The sequence below is a fragment of the Arthrobacter sp. SAFR-044 genome, assembly GCF_051965175.1.
In the GTDB taxonomy this organism is placed as follows: domain Bacteria; phylum Actinomycetota; class Actinomycetes; order Actinomycetales; family Micrococcaceae; genus Arthrobacter.
This window is the reverse complement of sequence record NZ_JBQCMK010000001.1, coordinates 355,639-379,747: the sequence shown is the minus strand read 5'-3', so window position 1 is coordinate 379,747 and position 24,109 is coordinate 355,639. Positions and strand designations below refer to the sequence as shown.

At 68.2% G+C, this 24,109-nt stretch carries 21 protein-coding genes; 13 read left to right on the top strand and 8 right to left on the bottom strand.

What is annotated here, in order from left to right; genetic code table 11:
- Positions 1-163: 163 nt before the first annotated feature.
- The 5 genes from ACTHQS_RS01655 to ACTHQS_RS01635 all read left to right on the top strand — a co-directional run bounded on the left by ACTHQS_RS01655 (position 164) and on the right by ACTHQS_RS01635 (position 7,686).
- Entirely contained in the window at positions 164-1,585 is a 1,422-nt protein-coding gene (locus ACTHQS_RS01655; protein WP_440165483.1) for an MFS transporter, read from the top strand.
- 1 nt (position 1,586) lies between these two features.
- Positions 1,587-3,806, top strand: a complete 2,220-nt coding sequence (locus ACTHQS_RS01650) for a molybdopterin oxidoreductase family protein (protein ID WP_440165481.1) — start codon at positions 1,587-1,589, stop codon at positions 3,804-3,806.
- The gene (locus tag ACTHQS_RS01645; protein WP_440165479.1) at positions 3,803-5,362 is read left to right on the top strand and encodes an FAD-dependent oxidoreductase; all 1,560 of its coding nucleotides are present in this window, start codon (positions 3,803-3,805) and stop codon (positions 5,360-5,362) included. Before ACTHQS_RS01650 ends, ACTHQS_RS01645 begins: the two co-directional genes overlap by 4 nt.
- Positions 5,363-5,447: 85 nt before the next feature.
- Positions 5,448-6,083 carry a hypothetical protein gene (locus ACTHQS_RS01640; protein ID WP_440165476.1) on the top strand — a complete coding sequence of 212 codons (636 nt, stop codon included), beginning with the start codon at positions 5,448-5,450 and terminating at the stop codon, positions 6,081-6,083.
- Between the two features lie 145 nt (positions 6,084-6,228).
- On the top strand, positions 6,229-7,686 hold the full coding sequence (locus ACTHQS_RS01635) for a benzaldehyde dehydrogenase (RefSeq protein WP_440165474.1): 1,458 nt from the start codon (positions 6,229-6,231) through the stop codon (positions 7,684-7,686).
- A gap of 42 nt (positions 7,687-7,728) precedes the next feature.
- Here ACTHQS_RS01635 and ACTHQS_RS01630 read toward each other — a convergent pair whose 3' ends face one another.
- From ACTHQS_RS01630 to ACTHQS_RS01605, 6 genes are read right to left on the bottom strand one after another with little or no spacing between them, the layout of a single operon-like run.
- Positions 7,729-8,112, bottom strand: a complete 384-nt coding sequence (locus tag ACTHQS_RS01630; RefSeq protein WP_440165473.1) for a hypothetical protein — start codon at positions 8,110-8,112, stop codon at positions 7,729-7,731.
- Positions 8,113-8,121: 9 nt separating this feature from the next.
- A complete protein-coding gene (locus ACTHQS_RS01625; RefSeq protein ID WP_440165472.1) occupies positions 8,122-9,708 on the bottom strand; it encodes a radical SAM protein in 1,587 nt (528 codons plus the stop codon).
- A gap of 17 nt (positions 9,709-9,725) precedes the next feature.
- Positions 9,726-10,079 carry a hypothetical protein gene (locus ACTHQS_RS01620; protein WP_440165471.1) on the bottom strand — a complete coding sequence of 118 codons (354 nt, stop codon included), beginning with the start codon at positions 10,077-10,079 and terminating at the stop codon, positions 9,726-9,728.
- 1 nt (position 10,080) lies between these two features.
- A complete protein-coding gene (locus ACTHQS_RS01615; RefSeq protein ID WP_440165470.1) occupies positions 10,081-10,437 on the bottom strand; it encodes a hypothetical protein in 357 nt (118 codons plus the stop codon).
- Positions 10,434-11,192, bottom strand: coding sequence for a prolipoprotein diacylglyceryl transferase (locus tag ACTHQS_RS01610; RefSeq protein ID WP_440165469.1), 759 nt, complete (start codon positions 11,190-11,192; stop codon positions 10,434-10,436). The genes ACTHQS_RS01615 and ACTHQS_RS01610 overlap by 4 nt, the downstream gene beginning before the upstream one ends.
- Before the next feature lie 49 nt (positions 11,193-11,241).
- Positions 11,242-12,657 carry an NAD(P)H-quinone dehydrogenase gene (locus tag ACTHQS_RS01605; RefSeq protein ID WP_440165466.1) on the bottom strand — a complete coding sequence of 472 codons (1,416 nt, stop codon included), beginning with the start codon at positions 12,655-12,657 and terminating at the stop codon, positions 11,242-11,244.
- Between the two features lie 104 nt (positions 12,658-12,761).
- Here ACTHQS_RS01605 and ACTHQS_RS01600 point away from each other — a divergent pair, with 104 nt between their 5' ends.
- Positions 12,762-13,580 (top strand): purine-nucleoside phosphorylase, encoded by an 819-nt coding sequence (locus tag ACTHQS_RS01600; RefSeq protein ID WP_440165464.1) that lies wholly within the window; start codon positions 12,762-12,764, stop codon positions 13,578-13,580.
- 57 nt (positions 13,581-13,637) lie between these two features.
- A complete protein-coding gene (locus ACTHQS_RS01595; RefSeq protein ID WP_440165461.1) occupies positions 13,638-15,386 on the top strand; it encodes a phospho-sugar mutase in 1,749 nt (582 codons plus the stop codon).
- 48 nt (positions 15,387-15,434) lie between these two features.
- On the opposite strand, the gene nirD is transcribed toward ACTHQS_RS01595, so the two are convergent.
- The gene (gene nirD, locus ACTHQS_RS01590) at positions 15,435-15,815 is read right to left on the bottom strand and encodes a nitrite reductase small subunit NirD (RefSeq protein WP_440165460.1); all 381 of its coding nucleotides are present in this window, start codon (positions 15,813-15,815) and stop codon (positions 15,435-15,437) included.
- 259 nt (positions 15,816-16,074) lie between these two features.
- On the opposite strand from nirD, the gene nirB reads away from it, so the two are divergent.
- From nirB to ACTHQS_RS01560, 6 genes are all read left to right on the top strand, one after another.
- Complete coding sequence (gene nirB / locus ACTHQS_RS01585) at positions 16,075-18,717, top strand: nitrite reductase large subunit NirB (protein WP_440165458.1); 2,643 nt, start codon at positions 16,075-16,077, stop codon at positions 18,715-18,717.
- Positions 18,718-18,719: 2 nt separating this feature from the next.
- Complete coding sequence (cobA, locus tag ACTHQS_RS01580; protein ID WP_440165457.1) at positions 18,720-19,769, top strand: uroporphyrinogen-III C-methyltransferase; 1,050 nt, start codon at positions 18,720-18,722, stop codon at positions 19,767-19,769.
- Between the two features lie 14 nt (positions 19,770-19,783).
- Positions 19,784-20,932: a uroporphyrinogen-III synthase gene (locus tag ACTHQS_RS01575; RefSeq protein ID WP_440165456.1), complete on the top strand. Its 1,149-nt coding sequence runs from the start codon at positions 19,784-19,786 to the stop codon at positions 20,930-20,932.
- Positions 20,933-21,156: 224 nt separating this feature from the next.
- Positions 21,157-22,053, top strand: coding sequence for an FAD-dependent oxidoreductase (locus ACTHQS_RS01570; protein WP_440165455.1), 897 nt, complete (start codon positions 21,157-21,159; stop codon positions 22,051-22,053).
- A 128-nt stretch (positions 22,054-22,181) separates the two neighbouring features.
- The gene (gene deoC, locus ACTHQS_RS01565) at positions 22,182-22,901 is read left to right on the top strand and encodes a deoxyribose-phosphate aldolase (protein ID WP_440165453.1); all 720 of its coding nucleotides are present in this window, start codon (positions 22,182-22,184) and stop codon (positions 22,899-22,901) included.
- Between the two features lie 52 nt (positions 22,902-22,953).
- A complete protein-coding gene (locus tag ACTHQS_RS01560) occupies positions 22,954-23,217 on the top strand; it encodes a hypothetical protein (protein ID WP_440165452.1) in 264 nt (87 codons plus the stop codon).
- A gap of 72 nt (positions 23,218-23,289) precedes the next feature.
- On the opposite strand, the gene ACTHQS_RS01555 is transcribed toward ACTHQS_RS01560, so the two are convergent.
- Positions 23,290-24,108 carry a metal-dependent hydrolase gene (locus tag ACTHQS_RS01555; RefSeq protein WP_440165450.1) on the bottom strand — a complete coding sequence of 273 codons (819 nt, stop codon included), beginning with the start codon at positions 24,106-24,108 and terminating at the stop codon, positions 23,290-23,292.
- Position 24,109: the final 1 nt, after the last annotated feature.

Here is a 24,109-nt window from a genome sequence, read left to right as displayed (position 1 = left end):
TGCGGACCTGTGTTGTGCGTCTCACATTCCGGGCCCCGGACCGCCTCACGCCGGCCCGCCGCGCCGGATAGGCAAAAGTCACAGCGCGTTAACAAACATCGACCGTCCGCGAAACGCGCCGTCCCTACCTTGGAGGAACAACATCCCCTGAAGGAGGTAACCCGTGACTGTTGACCGCACCGTCGATGCCGTATCCGCCAGCGCACAGCCCGGCCCTACCCGCACCACTGACGCCCCTGCCCTTGAATTCCGTCCCGGCCGCTGGATCGCCAACTGGGATGCCGAGAACAAGGAGCAGTGGGAGGCCGCAGGCCGGGCCATCGCCCGCCGCAACCTGAACTGGTCCATCTTCGCCGAGTTCCTCGGCTTCGTCGTCTGGCAGCTGTGGTCCATCGTTGTGGTCCAGCTTCCCGCCGCAGGCTTCACCTTCTCCACCTCGGAAATCTTCTGGCTCATCTCCATGCCAAGCCTGGTGGGCGCCACCCTCCGCATCCCCTACACCTTCATGGTCCCCCGCTTCGGCGGCCGCAACTGGACCATCGTCTCCGCCCTGCTGCTCCTGATCCCCTCCACCGGGCTGGCCCTCTGCGTCTCCAATCCGGACACCCCATTCGGCGTCATGCTCCTGGTCGCTGCCCTGGCCGGCTTCGGTGGCGGCAACTTCGCCAGCTCGATGGCCAACATCACGTTCTTCTACCCGGCCCGGGAAAAAGGCTGGGCGCTGGGCCTGAACGCCGCCGGCGGGAACCTTGGCGCCGCCGTCGCACAGCTTGCCGTTCCGATCGTCATTACCCTGCTTGCCGCGGGCACCGTCAACCTTCCCATGGCGGGCTGGATGTGGGTCCCGTTCATCCTGCTGGCCGCCTTCGGCGCCTTCAAGTACATGAACAACCTCACCAGCGCCAAGGGTGACGTGGCCGGCTCGGTCGCAGCTCTCAAGGAACCGCACCTGTGGATCATGGCGCTGCTGTACATCGGCACCTTCGGCTCCTTCATCGGCTTCGCCGGCGTGTTTCCCAAGCTGATCAAGGACTACTTCCCGGAGTTCTCCTCCATCGCCGTGGGAAGCGTGGCCCTGTCCCTGGCGTTCCTCGGCCCCCTGGTGGGATCCCTGGCGCGCCCCTACGGCGGCCGCATGGCAGACCGGATGGGCGGAGCCCGGATGACAGTGTCCGCCTTCGCCGCGATGGCCGTGATCACGCTGACCATGGTCTGGACCCTGCCGCTGAAGAACTTCCTGCTCTTCCTGGTCCTCTTCCTGATGCTCTTCACCGCCAGCGGCTTCGGCAACGGGGCCACGTACCGGATGATTCCGGTCATCTTTGCCACCTCAAGCCGGGCTGCCCGCAACGGTGCAAGCTCCGTGGCCACCCAGCGGCTCGCGTCCTCGGCCCTCGGCCTGATCTCCGCGATCGGCGCTTACGGGGGCTTCGTGATTCCCCAGGTGCTCAATGCCTCCAGCACCGCCAGCGGCTCCTACACTCCGGCCTTCTACGGATTCGTCGGCGCGTACGTCCTGATGCTGGTGGTCTGCTGGACCTGCTACATCCGCAACGCCGGCCGGAACGCGATGGGACACGTCTAACATGACCACAAGCGCCGACACGCACTGCCCTTACTGCGCCCTGCAGTGCGCCATGACGCTCACGTCCCCGGCGGACCTGGCCCCGGCTTCGCAGCCGGGGCCGGGCCCAGCCCCCACACCTGCCAGCCCCAAGGCATCCCCCGAACTGGACGTTGCCGGCCGGGACTTCCCCACCAACCGCGGCGGCCTGTGCCGCAAGGGCTGGACCTCGGCCACGCTCCTGAACCACGCCGGCAGGATCACCGAGCCCCTGCTCAAAGGTGCCGACGGCATCCACCGGCCCATCGCCTGGGACCAGGCCCTCGACCTCGCTGTTGCGGCAGTGAAGGACGCCCGCGCCCGGTACGGTGCGGACGCCGTCGGCGTTTTCGGTGGCGGCGGGCTCACGAATGAAAAGGCCTACCAGCTGGGCAAGTTCGCCCGGCTGGCGCTGGGCACCTCCCGGATCGACTACAACGGCAGGTTTTGCATGTCCTCAGCGGCCGCCGCGGGAATGCGCGCCTTCGGCGTGGACCGCGGGCTGCCGTTCCCGCTCGAGGCCCTGGACACCGCCAGCACCATCCTGATGCTTGGCTCCAACGTTGCCGAGACCATGCCGCCGTTCGTCCAGCACCTGCAGGGCGCCCGCGACGCCGGCGGGCTGGTTGTGGTCGATCCCCGCCGCTCCGCCACCGCGGCCTTCACGGCCGACGGCGCCGGCCTCCACCTCCAGCCCCTTCCCGGCACCGACCTCACCCTGCTGCTGGGCCTTTCGCACGTGGTCATCCACGAGGACCTGGTGGACACCGCCTACCTCCAAGAGCGCACCTCGGGCTACAGCGGCGTCGTCCGCAGCGTGAACGCCTTCTGGCCCGAACGCGTCCAGTCCCTGACCGGCGTCCCCGCGGAGCTGATCCGTGAAACCGCACGCCTGCTCGCCGCCGGCGCCCGCAAGGGCGGCAGCTACATCCTCACCGGCCGCGGCGTGGAGCAGCACGTGGACGGCACGGACACCGCCACCGCGGCCATCAACCTCAGCCTCCTGCTGGGCCTGCCCGGCTCCGCCCGCAGCGGCTACGGCACCCTCACCGGACAAGGCAACGGCCAGGGCGGCCGCGAGCACGGCCAGAAGGCCGACCAGCTGCCCGGTTACCGCAAGATCACCGACCCCGCCGCCCGCGCGCACGTCGCCGCGGTCTGGGGCGTCCCCGAAGACCTGATCCCCGGCCCCGGCCTGCCCGCCGTCCAGCTGCTGAAGTCATTGGGAAAGCCCGACGGCGTCCGGTGCCTTTTCGTGCACGCCTCCAACATCGCGGTGGCGGCACCTGATGCCAACGCCGTGATCGAGGGGCTGCGGAGCCTGGACTTCCTGGTGGTCTGCGACTTCTTCCTGTCCGAAACCGCCGCGGAGGCGGACCTGATCCTTCCGGTGCTCCAGTGGGCCGAGGAGGAAGGCACCCTGACCAACCTGGAAGGCCGGGTGCTGCGCCGACGCCGCGCCATTTCCCCTCCCGCCGGCGCCCGCAGCGAGCTCTGGATCATGGCGCGCCTCGCGGAGCGGCTGGATGCCCCCTCCACCTACAGCGAGGATCCGGAGACTGTCTTCGAGGAGCTCCGGCTGGCTTCCGCGGGCGGCCTGGCCGACTACTCCGGCATCGACTACGCCATGCTGGACCGCGGTGAGGCCGCCTACTGGCCGTACCCGGCCGGCAGCACCGGAACGCCGCGGCTGTTCCGGGACGGCTTCGCCCACCCCGACGGCAATGCAGTCATGGTCCCGGTGGCGCCGCGCCGCCGTCGTACCCCCGAGGCTGAAGCCGCCGGGCACGCAATAGACCCAGCCGGCAAAGCCATGACCCTCATCACCGGCCGCCTCCTGGAGCACTACCAGTCCGGGGCCCAGACCCGCCGGGTCGCCGAGTTGGCCGCCGCCCAGCCCGAGGCCCGGATGCAGATCCACCCGGGGGCGGCCCACGCCCTGGGCATCGCCGCCGGAACCCTGGTGTCGGTGTCGAACGGGCGCGGCGAAGTGGTGTGCCGGGCCGAGCTCAGCACCGGCATCCGCCCCGAGACGGTCTTCCTGCCCTTCCACTTTCCGGGGGCCGAGAGCGCCAACCGGCTGACCGAAGCCGCCACCGATCCGGTCTCGGGGATGCCCGAGTTCAAGTTCAACACTGTTTGGGTCCGGCCCGTGGCCGCACCCGGTTCCGCCCGCATGCTTCAAACAACGGAGGCCTCATGAGCGAGCAGATTGTCATTGTGGGATTTGGTCCCGTGGCCGCCCGGCTGGTGGACGAACTCCTGCCCGCCGTGCGCAGCGGACACGCCAGGCTCACGGTGGTGGGCGAGGAAGCCGAGGCCGCCTACAACCGCGTCCTGGTTGCCGATCTCGGCGTTGGCCGAACCACCGCCGGCGCCCTTGCCCTCGCCGACACCGCTGAGCTGGTTGCCGAGGGCGTGGACGTCCGGCTGCGAGTCAGGGTCCGGCGGGTGGACCGGGCGCGGCAGCAGGTGGTGCTCACCGACGGCACGTCCGTGCACTACGACAGGCTGGTGTTTGCCACCGGCTCCCGCCCGGTGATCCCCAACCTCACCGGCATCAACCCGGACCCGTCCTCCCCTGTGCTGCCCGCCGGAGTCACGGCACTGCGGGACCTCCGCGATGCCCAGGTGCTGCGGCAGGCCGTGGCCGGAGGCAAGCGCGTGGTGGTCCTGGGCGGCGGCGTCCTGGGCCTGGAAACCGCGCTGGCCGCCGCTGAGGAAGGCGCCACGGTCACCGTGGTCCACAACGGCCCGCACCCGCTGGGCCGCAGCATCGACCGCGGCGGCGGGGCGGTCCTTGCTGCGGGGCTGCGCCGCTGCGGTGTCCGGGTGGCCGGGAATGCCCGTTCCACCGGTGTTGAGCACAACGCGCCCGACGGCGGGTTCTCGGCTTTGCTGCTCGACGACGGATCCGCGATCGACGGCGACCTCCTGGTCATCTCGTGCGGTGTGCGTCCCCGGACGGAACTGGCCGAAGGCTGCGGCCTCTCCACCGGCACCGGGATCCTGGTGGACCACCGGCTGCGGGCGCACCACGAGCCGCACATCTTTGCCATTGGCGACTGCGCCGAAGTCCGCTGCCCGGACGCCGACTGCGCCGACTGCCGCAATGCCAAAGGACCCTCCGGGCTGGTCGGCCCCGGCTGGCGGCAGGCCGAATGGCTGGCCGGCTACCTCACCCTGCTGGCCGGTGGCGCCGGCGCGGACGCCGAACTGCTGCCCGCGCTGCCACCGGAACAGCCCGGCGTCGTTGTCCTAAAAGCCCGGGGCATGAATCTGGCCGTGGCCGGAGACAACGCCGCGGAGCCGTGGGACGAGGAAGCCCTCACCGCCGGTGCGGTCAACGGCAGGCCGCGCCTGCAGGTGTCGCAGTGGGCAGATCCGGAGCATGGCCGGTACGTCAAGATGACCACCCGGGGCGGTGTGCTGGAAGGCCTGGTGGCGGTGGGCATGCCCCGGACCGCCGCAGAACTCGTGGGGCTTTTTGAACGGGGCGCCGAGCTGCCCGCGGACCGGTCACTGCTCCTGCGCCTGGATGGACCGGACCAGCTGCCCGGAGGCGGGGCTGCTGACCCCGCGGGCACCGTGTGCCGGTGTGCGGGCGTCAGCGGGACAGCCATCTCCGCCGCCGTGGCGGATGGCTGCTCCACGGTGGCGGATGTTTCCAAGGCCACCCGGGCGGGCACCGGATGCGGCGGCTGCCACGAGGACATCAAAGGCCTCATTGAACGGCACTTCCAGGCGGCAGCGGCATAGCGGCCTGCGGGGCTTTGTTCCCTTGGCAGCGGGATTCCACAGGGCTTGAATGGTCACAGGATCCCACCGGCTGCAGGAGGCACCCATGTCCTTCCCTCTCATTCTGGCGTTCGCCGCGGTGGTGCTCGCCGCAGTGGCCGGAGTACTCCTGGTCCGGGAGAAGGATCCGCAGCGCCGGGCCCGTGCACTGGTGAAGATGGGCGCGGTGGCCACGACGGTCTTCACCGTGGCCGCTGTGGCTTTCATCGGCGGCTACGCCATGGATCAGCCCGGCGGCATGGCCGGGCTGATGATGATCCTGTCCTGGTTTGCTCCCATGGTGGTCCTTGCGGCCTTCGCCTGGTTCCGGCCGGCCGGGGCCTCTCCCCTCCTGGGGGCGCTGGCCGTGCTTCTCGTCGCGGTCTGCGTGTGGTTCACCCTCGATCCCGCGACGGCCCGCAGCCTCCAGGATTCGAACGGACCGGTGGTGGCCATCGGCGTCGTCGCCCTGGCGTTCCCGGCCGCTGTCCTGGGACTGAAACGGTCAAGCCCGGCCGGCTGGCTGCTGTTGGCCATTGGCACGCTGCCGCTGCTGATCACGGTTCTTGGCCGGTCGGGGCCCGCGGCCTCGCTTGCCGCCGCCAGCGTGGTTCCGTTGATAGCCGGCGTTGCCTACCTGGTGGCCGCACGGCTGGCCGGGCGGGACCCGGCCTCCCGGAATACGCTCCCGGCCGCGGCATAAGCTTCCGCACGGATACCGCTGCCCTCATTTCCCGTTCATGCCCTTGACGACGGCGTCCGCACAGCATGTGATGGACGGAACTGACCCGCGCGCCCATTTTCCGGGCCGGACGCCTGCCGTTCGGAACAACGAAAGGACTACCCCAATGTCCCTGCTCGACTCCGCCCTCTGGGAAGGCAAGATCTACCTCAACGGCTGGCGGGCGGGCGGCGGTGGGACCGCCCCCAGCATGGAACCGGCTACCGGTGGGCAGCTGGGAAGCTATGGCGTCGCTTCCGTGGCGGACGTCCGCGAAGCCGCAACCGCCGCCGCGAAGGCGCAAAAGGAATGGGCTGCCCGCAACCCGGAGGACCGGGCCGCGGTGCTGCGCCGGGCCGGGCAGCTCTGGGAGGAGCACGCTGCCGAGGTCCAGGACTGGATTGTGCGCGAATCAGGCGGGATTCCACCCAAAGCCGGGCTGGAAACGCATATCGCAGCAAACGAATGCTACGACGCCTCGGCGCTGCCCTCACTCCCTGCCGGGGACGTCCTCACCTCCAATGAAAACCGGTGGTCCTTTGCCCGGCGCCGTCCGGTAGGCGTCGTCTCCGTCATCGCGCCGTTCAACTTCCCGCTGATCCTCTCCATCCGCGCCGTGGCACCCGCCCTGGCATTGGGTAACGCCGTGCTGCTCAAGCCGGACCCGAGGACAGCGGTCTGCGGCGGCGTGACGGTGATGCGCATCTTCGAGGAGGCCGGGCTTCCGCAAGGCCTGCTCTCCCTCCTGCCGGGCGGCGCGGACATCGGAGCCGCCGTCGTCGAAGCCCCGGAGGTCCGCGTGATCGCCTTCACTGGCTCGACGGCGGCCGGCCGCAAGATCGGCGAGACGGCCGGCCGGCTGCTCAAGCGCGCGCACCTTGAACTGGGCGGCAACAACGCGCTCATCGTGCTCCCCGGCGCAGACCTGGCCAAGGCGGCCTCCGCAGCGGCGTTCGGCTCCTTCATGCACCAGGGCCAGATCTGCATGGCCGCCGGACGCCATATCGTGCATGAGGACATCTACGACGACTACGTCGCCGCCCTGTCGGAAAAGGCGGCCCACCTGCCTGTGGGCGATCCGAAAAGCGGCACCGTAGCCCTGGGGCCGGTCATTGATGAGCGCCAGCTGCAGCGGGTGGACGGGATCGTCCAGGACGCGGTCCAGGCGGGCGCGCGGCTTGCCGCCGGGGGAACCCACGATGGCCGGTTCTACCAGCCCGCCGTGCTGGTTGACCTGGACACGGACAGTCCTGCCTGGAAGGACGAAATCTTCGGCCCGGTGGCCCCGGTGGTGAAGTTCTCCACCGTGGATGAGGCTGTGGCGCTGGCCAACGACAATGAGTACGGCCTGTCCATCGGGATCCTGGGCGACGTCGGGCTGGCCATGACCATCGCCGACCGCCTCGATTCCGGGAAAGTCCACATCAACGAACAGACCGTCTCCGACGAGGCGAACTCCCCATTCGGCGGCATGAAGAACTCAGGCAACGGCTCGCGGATCGGCGGCCACCACGCCAACATGGAGTCGTTCACCGAGATCCAGTGGCTCACCATGCGCCCGGACATCGCCCCGTATCCGTTCTAGGCTCGTTCCCGCTCCAGGACCGGGCTGCACTCCGAAGACGTGTCACACCCCGAAAATTTGTCCTGCCATCACGTAGATTCCGTAAGTGCCCGCGGCGAGGAGGGCACCTAAATAAGCGAGTACAAGCCTCGTGTCGCGCAGGAAACATTTAGACCTCGTGAGGCCCCGCCGCCGTGCCTTCCAGTAACCCACGAACCCGAGCCCGGCGAAGACGGCCAGGGCAACCGGTCCCGCGAGCCAGCCGAGCAGGGCGATCGTGGCGAAAATGCAGAGCCGGAGTGGATCAAAAGGTGGCTCGTCCATGGGTGCCGTGGTGCCGGGATCCTGCGGGGTTGAATGTGGTGCTGGTGCTGCCGCGTGCTTGCCCGCCAGCTGGGACGGCGTCGGCCCTGCGGCAATGCGCCGGGCATCAGAAGCTGGGTCCATGGATCCTCCCTAGACCTGGCGCACCGGAAGCAGCCGTGCACCGGTTGCCGTGCTCATCCGCTGCCGGGCCAGGGAAGGCCACGCCTGGACAGCGCAGAACGGCGCACACTGGTGCTCGCCGTCGTCGCCCTTGGTTCCAACGTGGACGCAGCATTGCGTAAGCCGTTCCTCGATCATGGTGGAGACATCCATAAACGGCTTGACCATGATCCGGGTGACCCGTTCGGCGAGAAGGCGGCGCAGGCGCTCCTGCTGGCCTGGAAGCTTGCCGGCGGCCAGGGTGGTCAGCGTCCCGATGCCAAGGTCACACTGCGTGCAGATGTTCTTCCAAAGGTCCATGGTCCGCGGGTGCGACTGGGATGACTGCTCACTCAACAGGTCCAGGAGCGAGGTCTTCATCAGGTTCCGCAGCTCCAGCGGGACAGCGCTGTCAGCGATCCGGTTGGCGATGCTCCCAGGGTTGAGTTCCAGCCAGGCGAGCAACTGGTCATGGCCGATAAGCGCTGTCAGGGAACGCCAGGTGCCGGCGTCGTCCTTGAGCATGTAGCCCACCGATGCGCAGTGTGGATGGGAGCAGGGCAGTGCCGTGAGGTCGTGCCAGGAGACCACGCCACCGGTTTGTGATTCCAGCCTGTCCAGGACGCCGGTATGCGTCAGGCGGTCCATAGGATCGATGCCGTGGCCACGGCCGGAGCCGAAAACGGGCTGCAACGCCACGCCGCCCACAAACGGGGTCTCCAGTGCCCGCATCACCACATCGCCGATCTCACCGTCGTTGACGCCAAGGGATGCGGTCATGGTCAGCGTGGTGAAAATGCCGGCTCCTGACAGGCGGGAGATGGCCGCATCCTTGTAGCGGGTCAGGTCGCCGCCGCGGTGGTAAACCGATGATGCCCTGGAAGAGCCATCGTATTGGAGGTACACCTCCACCCGGTCCCGGTGCCGGGCCAGCAGGGCAAGCAGGTCGTCGTCGGTGGCTATCAGCATGCCGTTGCTGTTGACCATGATCCTTACGATCGGCCGGGCAACGAGTTCGTCCAGCAGTTCGGCCAGGTACGGGTACAGCGTCGGTTCACCGCCGGAGAGCATCAGCACGTCAAGGCGGTTGTTCTCGCGTGCCAGGCGGGTATCAATGTTGGCCAGCACCTCCTCCAGCGGTGCCACCCCCTGCAGTTGCGGTCCGGAGGCCGTGAAACACGTGGGGCACCGCAGGTTGCAGTGCTCGATAATGTCCTGGAGCAGGATGCACGTGTGCTGGGTCTGCATTGCGGGAAGCCCGTAGGCGTACGCCTCCGGTATGGGACGGAAGTTGTCCGGCCGGTCCGGAACGTGCTGTTTGGGAGGCGCCTGCCATTTCTCCAGGTAGCGCAGGATCTCCGCTGATTCGTCGTAGAGCGTGCGGACCAAACCGTGGTCCGGGCAGCCGCGTTCAAGCCACACCCGCCCGTCGCGGATCAGCAGCGCCCCGGACAGTCGCCGGACTTGGCTCAGTGGAGGGTTGGTCCCGTGGCAACGCGGGCAGAATGCCGTTACATAGCGGTGGATCCGGTCACCGCGAAGCGGCTGGCCGGGACCTGGCAACTCTCGCGACCTCATTGATCAGTGCTCCCCTCTTAGAATCCGGTCTGTGCGAGGGCACCCACGCACAGTCCCCCGCCAAGCAACAAGAAGATGCCCAGCCCAATCAGCATCCCCGCCCCTGTCCGCGCGGTGCCGGGGCGGACGGCAAGAAAAATGGCCAGTCCCAGATAGACGGCGATGGGGACGAAGGCTGCGGGGCCCGCCAAAATGCTGTTTGGCCAGGAATTCGGCGCACCGATGCCGACCGTGGCCCAAAGGTAGAGGATGTACAACGCCAAAGCGCCAAAAGAGAGCCCCGGACCCAAGTAGCCGCGCCGCGGTTCCCGCTGCTGCCCCGGCCGGTGCGGCTCCAGCGGAGGGGACGGAACCTCCTGGTCGTCGTCCATGTCAGGCCCGGACCTGGACAAGGAAGCTGATGCAGAGGCCGCCGCCGAGCAAGACAAAAGCGCCCAGGCCGATAAGCAGCCCTGCCCCCCAGAACGACGTCCGGCGCCGTACTGCGAGCACGATCGCCACAGCCAGGTACAGGACGATGGGGATGAAGGGGGCCGGCACGGCGAGGAAGCTTGCAGACCAGGCATAAGGCCCCTGGGCTATGGTTCCCAGGACGTAGACCGCGTACAGCGCCACGGCGCCAAACACGGCCCCCAGCCCCAGGGACCCGCCCCGTGGTTCGTTGTCCTCAGCGTTCTCCTGCCGCCGTGGGGGCGGAACCTCTGGAACGCCGGACGGACCTCCGCTCATGCCACGGTTCCTTCCAGTGCAGGGCGGACGGGCTTCCTGAACACGCGCCGGACGCGCCAGGCCAGCAGGGGAAGGACCGCCAAGAGGAACAGCTGGGGGCGGCTCAGGCCCAGCCAGAGGACCTCGTTTCCCCGGACGAACTCGACGAAGAACCTGAAGACGGCGTACGCGCTGACGAAGCAGATGAAGAGGTCGCCTGGGTGGGGCAGGGCGTCCCGGTAACGCCACATCAGGGCAAAAGCGGCCAGGTGGAAGACGATCTCGTAGGCGAAGGACGGATGGAGGGCCATACCCGCCGGGGCGCCCGTCACCGCAGCCTGGGCAGAGGTGAGGACGATCCCCCAGCTACCACCGGTGGGGGTGCCCGGGAGCTCGGTGAGCAGGCAGCCCACGCGCCCGATGACCATCGCAAGGGCCACCGCAGGGGCCAGCAGGTCTCCCGTCGATTCCTTGTAACCGGTCAGCCGTTTGCCAAGGTGGACGCCGAACCAGGCCCCCACCAGGCCGGCAAGGATGCTCCGGTCGCCGTTGCCCCACCAGTCGGCCAGGGAAACCTGCCGGGAGATGTCCCACGTGAGCACTCGGGAACCGATGGCGCCAAAAGCCACCGCGAACCCGGCGATGGGCCACAAGCGCGGGTCTGTGAGGCCTCGGCGGCGCTTCTCATAGGCGTAAAACAGGAGAGCTGCGCAAATGCCCAGCCCCACCATGCCGGCATGCACCAGCGCGTTTCCCGCCAGGGGAAGCCCAATCATGGGCAGAGTGTAACAACGGATTGCCCACCCGATGCGGGCCCTTCGGCCCTTACATGTGGACGTGCAGGCGGCGGGCTGCCTCGGAGATCGATCCGGTGAGCGACGGGTACACCGTGAAGGTGCTGGCGACGTCGTCCACGTGCAGCTTCTGCTTGACAGCGATGGAGATGGGGAAGATCAGCTCCGAGGCGTTGGGCCCCACCACCACGCCACCGATGACGGTCCCGGAGCCCTTCCGGGCGAAGATCTTCACGAACCCGTCCTTGGCGTTGCGCATCTTGGCCCGGGCATTGCTGCGCAGGGAGAGCTTAATGACATCCGCCTGGTACTTGCCGGACTCGATCTCGGCCTCGGAGACGCCGACATTCGCGATTTCGGGCGAAGTGAAAATGTTGGACGCCACCTGGTGGAGCTTGAGCGGGGTGACACCGTCGCCCATGAAGTGCGCCACTGCGATGCGGCCCTGCATGGCAGCGACGGAAGCCAGCGGCAGCACACCCGTGCAGTCTCCGGCGGCGTAGATGTTCGGGGCGGTGGTGCGGGAGACGCCGTCGACCTTAATGTGCCCGCTGTCACTGACTGCCACGCCGGCTTCCTCCAGGCCGACGCCGGCGGTGTTGGGGATGGAGCCAAGGCACAGGAGGCAATGGCTGCCGGTCACCTTGGTGCCGTCAGAGAGCGTCACCACCACGCCGTCGTCGGTGCGTTCCACGGTCTGGGCACGGGAGCGGGACAGGACCCGGACGCCGCGGCGTTCAAAGACTTCTTCCAGGACCACAGCGGCGTCAACGTCAGAACCCGGCAGCACGCGGTCACGGCTGGAGACCAGGGTGACCTTGGAACCCAGGCCGTTGTAGGCCGACGCGAACTCTGCACCGGTGACGCCGGAGCCCACCACGATGAGTTCCTCGGGCAGTTCGTCCAGGTTGTAGATCTGGGTCCAGTTCAGGATGCGCTCACCGTCGGGGCGGGCCGTTTCCAGCTCGCGGGGGTGCGCGCCTACAGCCAGCAGGATGGTGTCCGCCTCGACAGTTTCGGCGCCGTCCACCGTCACGACCTCAATGGTGTGGCTGTCCAGGAGCCGGCCGGAGCCTTCGATGATGCGGACGCCCTGCTTTTCCAGGCCGTCCCGGATGTCACGGGACTGGTTGCGGGCCAGGTTAAGGAGACGGTCGTTGATGTGCTTGAGGTCGGCGCGCATGACCGGCAGGAAGTCACCGCCGTCGACGTCGAACTTCACTCCCAGCTCGCCGGCCTCCGCAACACGGGTCATCAGGTCAGCCGTGGCAATGAGGGTCTTGGACGGGACTACGTCGGTCAGCACCGCGGATCCACCGAGCCCGGCACGTTCGATGACGGTAACCGTCGCGCCCAGCGAGGCGGCCACCATGGCAGCTTCGTATCCGCCGGGACCACCTCCCAGGATTGCGATCCGGGGGGAACTGAAATCTGGATGCGTAGTCACAGTCATCCATTCTCTCCCATCCAGGGCCCGACCACCAAGAAACCAGGGTGCTTTCCGGGCCTGCCGTGACCGGGCCAACATGGGTGGCAGGATAACTTGTACTGGTGAGTACAACAGACTTCCTGAACACGGACCCGTTCGCCGCCGCCCGCGCCGCCGCGGACTACATTGCGGAAGAAACCGGGGTGGACCGCCATGACACCGCACTGGTTCTCGGCTCCGGGTGGGGCGAGGCTGCAGACCTGATCGGCGAGACCACGGCCACCCTGTCCGCCGAGGAGGTTCCCGGCTTCCACGCCCCCGCCGTGGAGGGCCACGTCGGCACCATCCGCTCCGTGCTCACCAAAGGGGGCAAACGCGCCCTCGTCCTGGGCGCCCGCACGCACTACTACGAGGGCAAGGGCGTCCGCGCCGTGGTGCACGGCATCCGGACCGCTGCGGCCGCCGGGTGCAGCACGCTGGTCCTGACCAACGGCTGCGGCGGCCTCAACGAGGACTGGGCCCCGGGCACACCCGTACTGATCCGGGACCACATCAACCTCACCGCCGCGTCGCCGCTGGAAGGCGCCACCTTCGTGGACCTGACCGACCTGTACTCGCCGCGGATCCGCGGGCTGGCCCGGGAAGTGGACCCCACCCTGGACGAGGGCGTTTACGCACAGTTCCCCGGCCCCCACTACGAAACGCCGGCAGAGGTGCAGTACGCCAAGCGGATCGGCGCAGACCTCATTGGCATGTCGACGGCGCTGGAGGCCATCGCAGGGCGGCATGCCGGCATGGAAGTGTTTGGCATTTCGCTGGTCACCAACCTTGCGGCGGGGATCAGCCCACAGCCCCTCAGCCACCAGGAAGTCATCGAATCCGGCCAGGCAGCGGGCCCGCGCATTTCCAGGCTGCTGGCTGACATCATTGCCCGGCTCTAGCGGGTAAGGCGTCCGGGGTGCGCCACGTGGATGGGCAATGACGATAGCGTTAGGCCCATGACGTCTTCCGATGCCGATCTTCGCCTGCTCACCGAGGCCCGCGAATGGGCTGCCCAGGACCCCGATCCCGTAACGAAGGCGTCGCTCCTTGAGCTTGTCCGCCTCGTTGGGGATGGCGACCCCGTGGCCCGGCAGGAACTGGAAGACAGCTTTCGCGGCACGCTGCAGTTCGGCACGGCGGGCCTGCGGGCCGCGCTGGGTCCCGGGCCAAACCGGATGAACCGGGTGGTGGTCCGCCGCGCCGCCGCGGGACTCGCAGCCTTTCTCGTGGACGCCGTGAGCAAGGCGGGAGACGGCGGCCGGCCGCGCGCCGTCGTCGGCTATGACGCCCGGCACAACTCGGACGTCTTCGCGGCGGAAACCGCCGCGATCTTCACCGCGGCCGGCATCGAGACGTTCCTGCTGCCGGCAGCCCTCCCTACTCCCGTGCTGGCCTACGCTGTCCGCGCCCTGGAGTGCGACGGCGGCGTCATGGTCACTGCCAGCCACAATCCGCCGCAGGACAACGGCTACAAGGTGTACCTGGGGCGGCACGCCGTAACGGCGGACGGCGACGGCGCCCAGATCGTGGCGCCGTACGATGCCGAAATCGCCGCGCGCATTAGTGCCGTGGGGCCACTGGAATCGATAGCACTCGCGGAGGGCGGCTGGACCGTCCTGGACAGCTCCATTGCCGACGGTTACCAGCAGGCGACGGCGGCCCTCGCCATGCCGGAGCGGTTTCCGGCACGCGACCTTCGGATTGTCCTGACCCCGCTGCACGGCGTCGGCGGCGGAACCGCCTTGGAAGTGCTGAAGGCGGCAGGTTTCACGGATGTCACCGTGGTGGCAGAGCAGGCCGATCCGGACCCCGATTTCCCCACCGTCAGTTTCCCCAACCCGGAGGAACCCGGGGCACTGGACCTTGCCTTGGAAGCAGCGGCGCGGCTGGACGCGGACCTCGTCATCGCCAACGACCCCGACGCCGACAGGGCCGCCGTGGCGGCCAAGGACCCCGACACCGGCGCTTGGCGCATGCTCCGGGGCGACGAAGTGGGGTCCCTGCTGGGAGCCCACATGGTGGCCCGGCTCGCGGACGGCGACTCCGTTGCGGAGGCGGACGGCCGGCGCGTGTTCGCCAATTCGATTGTGTCCTCCCGCCTGCTGGCGCGCATCGCCGCCGCCGCAGGACTGGGCCACGAAGAAACGCTGACCGGATTCAAGTGGATCTCCCGGGTCCCCGGGCTGGTCTACGGCTACGAGGAGGCGCTGGGATACTGCGTCGCACCGGACCAGGTGAAAGACAAGGACGGCATTTCCGCCGCGCTCCTGATCGCCGAACTTGCGGCCACCGCCAAAGCCGCCGGCAAGACGGTCTTTGACACCCTGGACGAGCTGTACCTTCAGCACGGCCTGCATGCCAGTGACCAGCTCAGCATCAGGGTTGCGGACCTGGGACTGCTGGATGCCATGATGAACCGCCTCCGGGTTTCGCCGCCGGAATCGTTCTTGCAGTCAGCGGTGGAGGTATTCACGGACCTGGCCGAAGGCAGCGCGCAGCTGCCGCCCACGGAGGGCCTGCTCTACGTCACCCGTAATTTGACCCGCGTGATCATCCGGCCCAGCGGCACCGAGCCCAAGCTCAAGTGCTACCTGGAGGTCATCCACCAGGTGGGCTCCGCCGCTGAGCTGCCGGCGGCACGCCAGGCTGCGCGCGCCTCCCTGGACGAAGTCCTCCACGACGTGAGTGAGGCGCTGGGACTTTAAACCCGCAAAGGGGCGCCGGCAGGCGCCCCTTTGAAGGTGTGGAAGGTCTTAGAGCTCCACCTCGACGAAGCCGTCCCTGACGCGGGTGCTGAACGCGGCCAGCCGCAGGCCAGGGGTGGTGAAGCACTCACCGGTCTCGAGGTCATAGACCTCCTTGTGCAGCGGTGAGGCGATAGTCGGGCGGATTCCCTTGGAACCGAGGATGCCGCGGGCCATGACGTGGGCTCCGGTGGCCGGATCCTCGTGCGCCACGGCGAAGACTTCGCTGGGGCCGGTGCGGAAAAGCGCCACCTGGCGGCCTGCCACCAGGGCTGCCTCACCCCACGCGGGTTCGAGGTCATCCACGGTGCAGACACGGTGCCAGCCGGTCCCGAACCCGGCGATGTCTGATTCGGCGGCGAGCGCCCCAAGTTCCAGTGTTGCCGTCATGTCCGGCTCCTTTCCCGTTGCCTGTTGTCCCTTGCAATGGCAGCTTTTGCAGCCGTGTCCCACGCTATGGTCCGGGTGTTTCAACCGGGTGCGGTCAATGTGTCCGGCGCGTAAAAGAGACCTAACGCAGCCGGAAATGCGTTCGTGATGCAGAAGTTAAGTTGACGAAACAATTGGGAAACTGAGGCGAAACTGCCCCTCCCTAGGCTGGAAGCACAAGCTGCAGAGCACCGTCTGCGGCCCATGCGAAAGGCCCACAGTGACCGAACAGACTTCAAGCACAGAGACTCCGCGCCGCATCGTCGTCGCCGGCGGCGGCCCCGCGGCCCACCGTTTTGCGGACGCCATGCATGCCCGCGGCCTCGATGGCTGGCATGTCACGGTCCTCACCGAGGAGGCACACCTCCCCTACGACCGGGTGGCGCTCTCCAAGGCCCTCACCGATACCGGCGTGGACCTTACCCTGGGCACGGCGTCAATGTGGGACCACGGTTCACTGGTCCTGAAGACCGGTGAACGCGTGCTCCGGATCAATGCGGAAGCAAAGAGTGTGGAAACCGCCGCCGGCCACAGCTATGAATATGACCAGCTGGTGGTGGCCACAGGCTCCGATGCCATGCGACTGCCCATTCCCGGCGCACAGCACGCCCACGTGTACCGCACCCTCGAGGACGTGTGGGCCATCAACAAGGCCATTGCGGAGCTCACGGAAAAGCTTGGCCGCAAGGTCAACGCCGTGACCATCGGCGGCGGACTCCTGGGCCTGGAGTCTGCAGCGGGCACCGAGCAGCTCGGCGCCACGCCGGTCGTCATCAACGGGGCACCCTGGCTGATGAACACCCAGCTGGACGAGGGCGCCGGCCAGGCCCTGGGCCGCCTCATCGAGGCGAAGGGCTTCGAAGTCCACGGCGGCGTGTTCCCTTCAGAGATTTTGGCGGACGACGACGGCCAGGTCACCGGGGTGCTCATGGCCGACGAACGCATCATTCCGGCCGACCTGGTGATTGTCGCCATCGGCGTCAAGCCCCGCGATGAACTTTTCCGGGCCGCCGAGGGCGAAGAGCAGGTCTTCAGCCTGGGCCCCCGCGGCGGCGTGGTCATCAACGACTACTGCGCCACCGAAGTACCTGGCATCTGGGCCATCGGCGAAGTAGCCAACTTCGGCGGCATGTGCCTGGGCCTGGTGGCCCCCGCCAACACCATGGCCGAGATCGTGGCCGACCGGCTGCACGGCGGGGACGCCACCTTCCCCGGCTTCGACACCGCCACCAAGCTGAAACTCTCCGGCGTGGACGTTGCCAGTTTCGGCGACGCCTTCGCCAGGACCGAACATGCCCTGGAGATCGTCTACGCCGACCCCGCGCGGGGCGTGTACCAGAAGATCGTGACCACCGACGACGCCAAGACGCTCCTCGGCGGCATCTTCGTGGGCGACGCCTCCCCCTACATGAGCCTGCGTCCGCTCCTGGGCCGGGAACTGCCGGCCGAGCCCGGCGCGTTCCTCAGCGCGGCGGGCGGCGGCGACGCTCCGGAAACCGAGCTCCCCGACGACGCCACCCTGTGCTCCTGCAACAACGTCACCGCGGGAACCATCCGGGACACCATTAACGGCTGCGGCGCCTGCGAGGGCAACGCACCCGTCCAGGAGCTGGGCGAGCTGAAGGGCTGCACCCGGGCCGGCACCCAGTGCGGTTCCTGCGTGCCCATGCTGAAGAAACTGCTGGAAACCGAACTCACCAAGTCCGGCGTCGAGGTCTCCAAGGCCCTGTGCGAGCACATCGAGCTGTCCCGCCAGGAACTGTTCGACGCCATCCGCGTCCTGGAATTGGCCTCCTTCGAGGAGATCATGGCCAAGTACGGCACTGGCGCTGGCTGCGACATCTGCAAGCCCACCATCGCCAACATCCTGGCCAGCCAGAACAGCGCCTACGTCCTGGATGCGGGCCGCGGCACGCTGCAGGACACCAACGACCGCGCCCTGGCCAACATGCAGAAGGACGGCACCTACTCGGTTGTCCCGCGCATCGCCGGCGGTGAAATCACCCCCAGGAAGCTCGGCGTGATCGCGGCCGTCGCCGAGAAGTACAACCTCTACACCAAGATCACCGGCGGCCAGCGGATCGACATGTTCGGTGCCCGGCTGGAACAGCTCCCCGAAATCTGGAAGGAACTGGTGGACGCCGGCTTCGAGTCCGGGCAGGCGTACGGCAAGAGCCTGCGCACCGTGAAGTCCTGCGTCGGGTCCACCTGGTGCCGGTTCGGTGTCCAGGACTCCGTCGCCATGGCCATCCAGCTCGAGCTGCGGTACCGCGGCCTGCGGAGCCCGCACAAGCTCAAGATGGGCGTCTCCGGCTGCGCCCGCGAGTGCGCCGAGGCCCGCGGCAAGGACGTCGGCGTGATCGCCACGGCGGACGGCTGGAACCTCTACGTGGGCGGCAACGGCGGAGCCACCCCGGCCCACGCCCAGCTGCTGGCCAAGGACCTGGACGACGAGACGCTGATCAAGTACATCGACCGCTACTTCATGTACTACATCCGCACCGCCGACCGCCTGCAGCGCACGGCCCGCTGGCAGGAAGAGCTCGTCGGCGGCATCAAGCATGTGGAGGACGTGGTGGTCAAGGACACCCTGGGCATCGCGGCCGACCTTGAGGCCGCCATGGCCAAGCACGTGGACACCTATATCGACGAGTGGGCCGACACCCTGAAGGACCCCGAGCGGCTGCGCCGGTTCCGCTCCTTCGTCAACGCCCCGGACCAGAAGGATGACTCCATCACCTTCGTCCCGGACGAGCGCGGCCAGATGCGCCCCGCCACACCGGAAGAAAAGGGAAAGGTCCTGATCGGTTCCTCCATCCCGGTCCGCTCCACCACGCAGGCACCCAACGGGAACGAGGCATAGCCATGCAGCTCAGCATCGACCTCACTGGCCGGGACATCCTGGTCACCGGCACCGACACTGCCGCACGGCAGGCAGTGCGGCGGTACCAGGCCGCGGGCGCCGTCGTCCACCGCCGCACCAGCCCCCACGACGGCGGCCTCCGCCATGGCAGCGAAGGCGCCCGGGTGCCGGAGCAGCCTTTCCTGGTTGCCGCCGTCGACGACGGCCAGCCTGGCTGGGCCCCTTTCCTGGACCGCTGCCGGGAGGCAGGAATCCCGGTCGCCGCCGAGCCTGCCGCCGGCCCCGCCGGGCATGTCACCCTGGTGGGTGGCGGCCCGGGCACCGGCGACCTGCTCACCGTGGCGGCCGTCAAGGCGCTGCGGGATGCCGACGTCGTGTTTTATGACCGCCTGGCGCCGTACCAGGAACTGCCGCTGCTGACGTCCGCGGAGCTCGTGGACGTTGGAAAGAAGCCCGGGCACCACAAGGTCAGCCAGTCGGACATCGAGAAGCTGATGGTGGAAAGCGCCCTCGCCGGCAACAACGTGGTCCGCCTCAAGGGCGGGGACCCCTACGTCTTTGGCCGCGGCGGCGAGGAAGTAGCCGCGTGCGTGGCCGCAGGCATCAAGGTCCAGGTGGTGTCCGGCGTGACCAGCGCCATCTCGGTGCCCGCCGCTGCAGGCATCCCGGTCACCCACCGGGAAGTCAGCCACATGTTCACCGTGGTCTCCGGGCATGCACCGCTCACCGAGAAGGAGCACCACCACCTGGCCGGCCTGGGCGGCACCATTGTGGTGCTTATGGGGATCGGCACCCTTCACCAGCTCGCTGCCGGCCTCCGCCGCGCCGGGATGCGCCCGGACATGCCCATGGCCGTGGTGGAACGCGGCTACCGGCCCGGCCAGCGCACCACGATCGCCGACCTGGGCACCATCACCTCCGCCGCGGCCGGCTGCAGCAACCCGGCCGTGCTGGTTATCGGCGAGGTGGTCCGGGTGGCTGAAGCCAACCAGCAGCACGCCGGGGCCGCCGCCGACCTGGACAGGCTGGCGGCCTCGCTGCTGGGATCATGAAAGGATTAACCCCCATGACCGCACTTGCACCGGCCGAACCAACCCAGGCTGAAGAATCCACCGACGCTGCGGGGTCGCCGCTGGAGGGATTCCGCATCGGCGTCACTTCGGACCGGCGGTCCCGCGACCTGATCGAAGCACTGGAACGGCGTGGCGCCGAAGTGCTGCACGCCCCCGCGCTGAAGATTGCCCCCGTCCAGGAGGACATGCGCCTCATCGAGGACACGCGGGCCATCATCGCCGCCAAACCGGACCTCTGCATCGCCACCACCGCCTACGGCATGCGCCGGTGGTGCGAGGCAGCGGATTCGTTCGGGATCGGTGACGAACTGCTGGAAACGCTGGGCAATTGCCGCATGTTCGTCCGGGGACCGAAGGCCCGTGGTGCCGTGCGCGCGGCAGGCCTTGCCGACGTCGGAATCAGCAGTGACGAAACCACCTCCACCCTGGTAGACATGCTGCTGGCGGAAGGCGTCCGGGGCAAGACCGTGGCCATGCAGCTGCACGGATACACCGACGTCCGCCAGTTGGAGCGCCTGCGGATGTCAGGCGCCACCGTCCTGACCGTGACGCCCTACCGCTGGGTCAAGCCCGACGGCGAGGATAAGCTCCCCCGGCTGATCGAGGCTGCCTGCACGGGAAACCTGGACGTCCTGACCTTCACCAGCGCCCCCGCCGTGGACGCTATGTGGAGCACAGCCCATGAGATGGGGCTCTACAAGCAGCTGGTGGAGAGCCTGAAACTGAACGTCACCACCGCTGTGGTGGGCCCTGTGACGGCCCAGCCGCTGCTGGACGCCGGGATCACGCCCCTCATCCCGGAGCGGTTCCGGATGGGCGCGCTCATCAGGCTGGTGTGCGAGCACCTGGCGCTGAACCATGTGCGCCGGCTGGAGACGCGCTCCGGCAGCATCGAGCTTCGCGGCCGCAGCCTGCGCATCGACGGCCAGCAGGTGGAGCTGGCGCCCGCCCCCCTGCTGCTCTTGCGCGCCCTGCTCGGCGCCGACGGCGCTGTCCTGTCCCGCGAATCGCTGTCCGACCTGCTGGAACTGCGCGGCTCCGTGCACGCGCTGGACATGACCGTGAGCCGCCTCCGGTCCTCGCTGCCGGACGGCAAGCTTATTGAAACCGTGGTCAAGCGCGGGTACCGGATCCGCGTCTAGCTACGGTCGGCCGGCCGCACAGTGCCCAGCGTCCGCGCTTTTGTGTCGGCGGGTGGACGAATGAGAGGTGCGTCACGGGTTCTGTTACCGGCCGGTAAATACTGGCGAACAGGGGCACGATAACCAGCAACTGGAGGGAAACACCCCGGAAAAAACGCGGGCCTACGCTGTATTCCATCACGAAGTTCCGGCCGCTTACCGGCCGCCAGCGAAAGGGCCAGCACATGTCCGCTCCGGCACCCTCACCGTCCACCTCCGCCGCAACCCGCATTGTCATTGCCGGCGCCGGCCCCGCTGCCCAGGCCCTGGTGGCGCAGCTGGACCGGGCCCGTTTCACCGGCACCATCACCGTGCTGAGCAATCGGGACGACACCCCTGGAGAACTGCTGGAGCTGGCCATGCTGCCCCAGGTTTCCGTACGCTTTGGCCAGCCTGCCAGCCACATCGACCCCGTCAACCGCACGGTGGCAACGGCTGACGGCATGGAATTCGCCTATGACCAGCTGGTCATCGCCACCGGCTCCGCCCCCGTGGCCAGCCCGGTGGATGGTGCCGCGCAGTGCCTGAGCTATACCACCATCGACGACGCGCCGCGCATCGCCAAGGGCGTGCAGAAGGTGGCCCGGGAGCTGGGGCGCCGCCCCGTGGGAATCCTGGTGGGCACCGGGGCCGCTGCCGGGCAGGCCGAGGCGGTTCTGCGGGCCAAGGGCGTGCGGCCCATCCGCACCACTGCCCGCCCGGCTGCCGTCATCCCTGCAGTCGCTTCAGGTGCAGGCGCTTCCGGTGCAGCCGTTTCCGGTGCGCCCGCCCGGCAGGCCGCTTCCGCCGTGGTCTTCGAGGATGGCAGCACCATGACTGGCGACCTGGTGGTCCTGGCCGAGGAGCGGGTCTCCCGCGACGGCCTGGCCGCCGGGGCGGGCCTGGAGACGGCAGCCGGGGGCGGCATCGTGATCAGCCGGGACTACCGCACCTCCGTTCCGGGAATCTGGGCGATTGGGGACGCCGCAGCGTTCGACGGCGTCCGGCTGGGCCTGCTAGTGGCAGCCGCTTCGGCGGCAGGCGCCTGCGCCAGCCAGCTGCTGACCGCGGCAGCGGAAGCGCCGGCCCTGCAGGCGGCCTGAGCGGCGGTGCCCCGCTGGGGCGCTCCCGGCGCTCCGCGTGGGGCCTGCTGCGGCGCGGCCCCCTGTGACAAGATGGTTCCCGAAACCGAGTCAACGCCGGGCCCACAAGGCCCTTCGAGAGGACCATCATGAGCAACGAAGCCACCGTTCACGCAGGCACCGCCCACCCGGCCGGGCCCGCGAACATCGCCTCCTACATCGACCACACGCTGCTCAAGCCCGAGGCCGAGGAAGCTGACGTCCTGAAGGTCTGCGCCGAGGCAGCCGAGTACGGGTTCAAGTCGGTCTGCGTCAACCCGATCTGGGTCAAGACCGTCACCACTGCGCTGAGGGGCTCGGGCGTCCTCACCTGCTCCGTGGTGGGCTTCCCCCTGGGGGCGACCCCCACGGACGTGAAGTCGTTCGAAGCCCGCGGCGCAGTCTTGGACGGCGCGGAAGAGGTGGACATGGTGATCAACATTGCAGCGGCAAGGGCCGCCGACAAGGGCGCCCTGACGGAGGACATCGCCGCCGTGGCCGAGACCGTCCACGCGGGCGGTGCCATCCTGAAAGTCATCATCGAAACAGCCCTCCTGACGGATGAGCAGAAGGTCCTGGCATGCCAGGCCGCCGTGGAGGCCGGGGCTGACTTCGTCAAGACCTCCACGGGATTCAACGGCGGGGGCGCCACCGTCGAGGACGTGGCCCTGATGCGCCGGACCGTGGGCCCGGACGTGGGGGTCAAGGCCTCCGGCGGCGTACGGTCGCTGGCCGATGCGCAGGCTATGATTGCAGCAGGTGCAACACGAATTGGTGCCAGCTCCGGAATTGCCATCGTCAAGGGTGAACAGGGTTCAGCCGCTTACTGACCTTGGCCGGAAGCCGCCACAGAGAAAGCCCCGCGGGGCCGAGGAGGAACACATGTCCAGCCAGATCAACGCGTCCAGCAAGGACACGGCGTCCAACCAGGAATCCGTCCGGACCCCGCAGAACGAAAACAACCTCGCCACCAGCGTGGTCCTGTTCGTGATCTGCTTCGCCCTGTTCCTGGGTGCCATCTACTCGCTGTCCTTCCTCACCCTGGGCAACCCGTGGCCCATGGCAGTCTGCCTGGGCCTCTTCGCCCTGGCGTTCTGGCTTCCGCAGACCATCTTTGGCCGCTCGGACTCCGCCGGCGAGCACTAAGCTTCCCGCAAACGCTTAAGACAGCAACGGACCCCGGACGCATCGTCCGGGGTCCGTTGCCGTATCAGCTGTTCACAGCTGGAACCAGAGCCTGATCCATGCCCCTGCGGCTGCCGCCACGCGGCCCCAATGGTGCTGGGCGATGGCCCAGCCGGCCATGGTCATGCCCACCATGGCATAGGCACTCACCGGGATCAGCACCAGCCATTCCCGCTTGGAGCCGGCCCGGCCCAGGAGGGGTACGGACAGGGCGCCGTTGGCGCGCCACACATTCCGCAGCAGGGGCAGGCGGCGCAGCATTTTCGGCGGCCGGACCACCAGCGGCCACAGCAGCGGCACTCCCCCGGTGGTGATGAGGTCTCCGACAATGTGCACCACCACACCGATCAGCATCGACGTGGGCAGCCAGGTCCACTGTTCCGGCGCGTAGGCAGTGACCAGGCCCGCCATTACCAGCGCGAAGATCCAGTTGGAGATGAAGCCGCCCTTGGGAAAGAGTTTCAGTGCCTTCGCCGCGATGTTGATCAGGAACATGCACAACAGCCCGGCGCCGACGGACAGGCGGCCCCACCCTGTGTCCATGTGGACCTGCGATGCCAGACCGGCCAGGAAGACGAAGAACGCCGCCCCGAGGATGGAGTGCGTGCCCTGGCGGTGGCCGCCGCTGGCATTCTCAATGCCGCGGGCGATCACGTTGGACAGCGGCGGCAGCGAATGGGCCACCGTGCTGGACCGGTGGTCCCAGTCGCACACCAGCGCGGTGCCGGCCGTCGCCATGCCGCCAATGAGGATACCGGCGGGATCCAGCGGGTACCAGCCCAGGGTGTACGGGCCGGTGGACGCAACAGCTACCCACGCCGCGGCTCCCGACGCGGCGTGGTGTCCTCCCATC

Bases quoted from the DNA above. Each gene is read 5' to 3' on its own strand.
- nirD (WP_440165460.1), bottom strand. From the start codon at position 15,815: ATGACGGCAACACTGGAACTTGGGGCGCTCGCCGCCGAATCAGACATC.
- ACTHQS_RS01640 (WP_440165476.1), top strand. From the start codon at position 5,448: ATGTCCTTCCCTCTCATTCTGGCGTTCGCCGCGGTGGTGCTCGCCGCA.
- ACTHQS_RS01595 (WP_440165461.1), top strand. From the start codon at position 13,638: ATGACGTCTTCCGATGCCGATCTTCGCCTGCTCACCGAGGCCCGCGAA.
- ACTHQS_RS01615 (WP_440165470.1), bottom strand. From the start codon at position 10,437: ATGAGCGGAGGTCCGTCCGGCGTTCCAGAGGTTCCGCCCCCACGGCGG.
- ACTHQS_RS01650 (WP_440165481.1), top strand. From the start codon at position 1,587: ATGACCACAAGCGCCGACACGCACTGCCCTTACTGCGCCCTGCAGTGC.
- ACTHQS_RS01620 (WP_440165471.1), bottom strand. From the start codon at position 10,079: ATGGACGACGACCAGGAGGTTCCGTCCCCTCCGCTGGAGCCGCACCGG.
- ACTHQS_RS01635 (WP_440165474.1), top strand. From the start codon at position 6,229: ATGTCCCTGCTCGACTCCGCCCTCTGGGAAGGCAAGATCTACCTCAAC.
- ACTHQS_RS01570 (WP_440165455.1), top strand. From the start codon at position 21,157: ATGTCCGCTCCGGCACCCTCACCGTCCACCTCCGCCGCAACCCGCATT.
- ACTHQS_RS01555 (WP_440165450.1), bottom strand. From the start codon at position 24,108: ATGGGAGGACACCACGCCGCGTCGGGAGCCGCGGCGTGGGTAGCTGTT.
- ACTHQS_RS01575 (WP_440165456.1), top strand. From the start codon at position 19,784: ATGACCGCACTTGCACCGGCCGAACCAACCCAGGCTGAAGAATCCACC.
- ACTHQS_RS01610 (WP_440165469.1), bottom strand. From the start codon at position 11,192: ATGATTGGGCTTCCCCTGGCGGGAAACGCGCTGGTGCATGCCGGCATG.
- ACTHQS_RS01645 (WP_440165479.1), top strand. From the start codon at position 3,803: ATGAGCGAGCAGATTGTCATTGTGGGATTTGGTCCCGTGGCCGCCCGG.
- deoC (WP_440165453.1), top strand. From the start codon at position 22,182: ATGAGCAACGAAGCCACCGTTCACGCAGGCACCGCCCACCCGGCCGGG.
- cobA (WP_440165457.1), top strand. From the start codon at position 18,720: ATGCAGCTCAGCATCGACCTCACTGGCCGGGACATCCTGGTCACCGGC.
- ACTHQS_RS01630 (WP_440165473.1), bottom strand. From the start codon at position 8,112: ATGGACCCAGCTTCTGATGCCCGGCGCATTGCCGCAGGGCCGACGCCG.
- ACTHQS_RS01625 (WP_440165472.1), bottom strand. From the start codon at position 9,708: ATGAGGTCGCGAGAGTTGCCAGGTCCCGGCCAGCCGCTTCGCGGTGAC.
- ACTHQS_RS01560 (WP_440165452.1), top strand. From the start codon at position 22,954: ATGTCCAGCCAGATCAACGCGTCCAGCAAGGACACGGCGTCCAACCAG.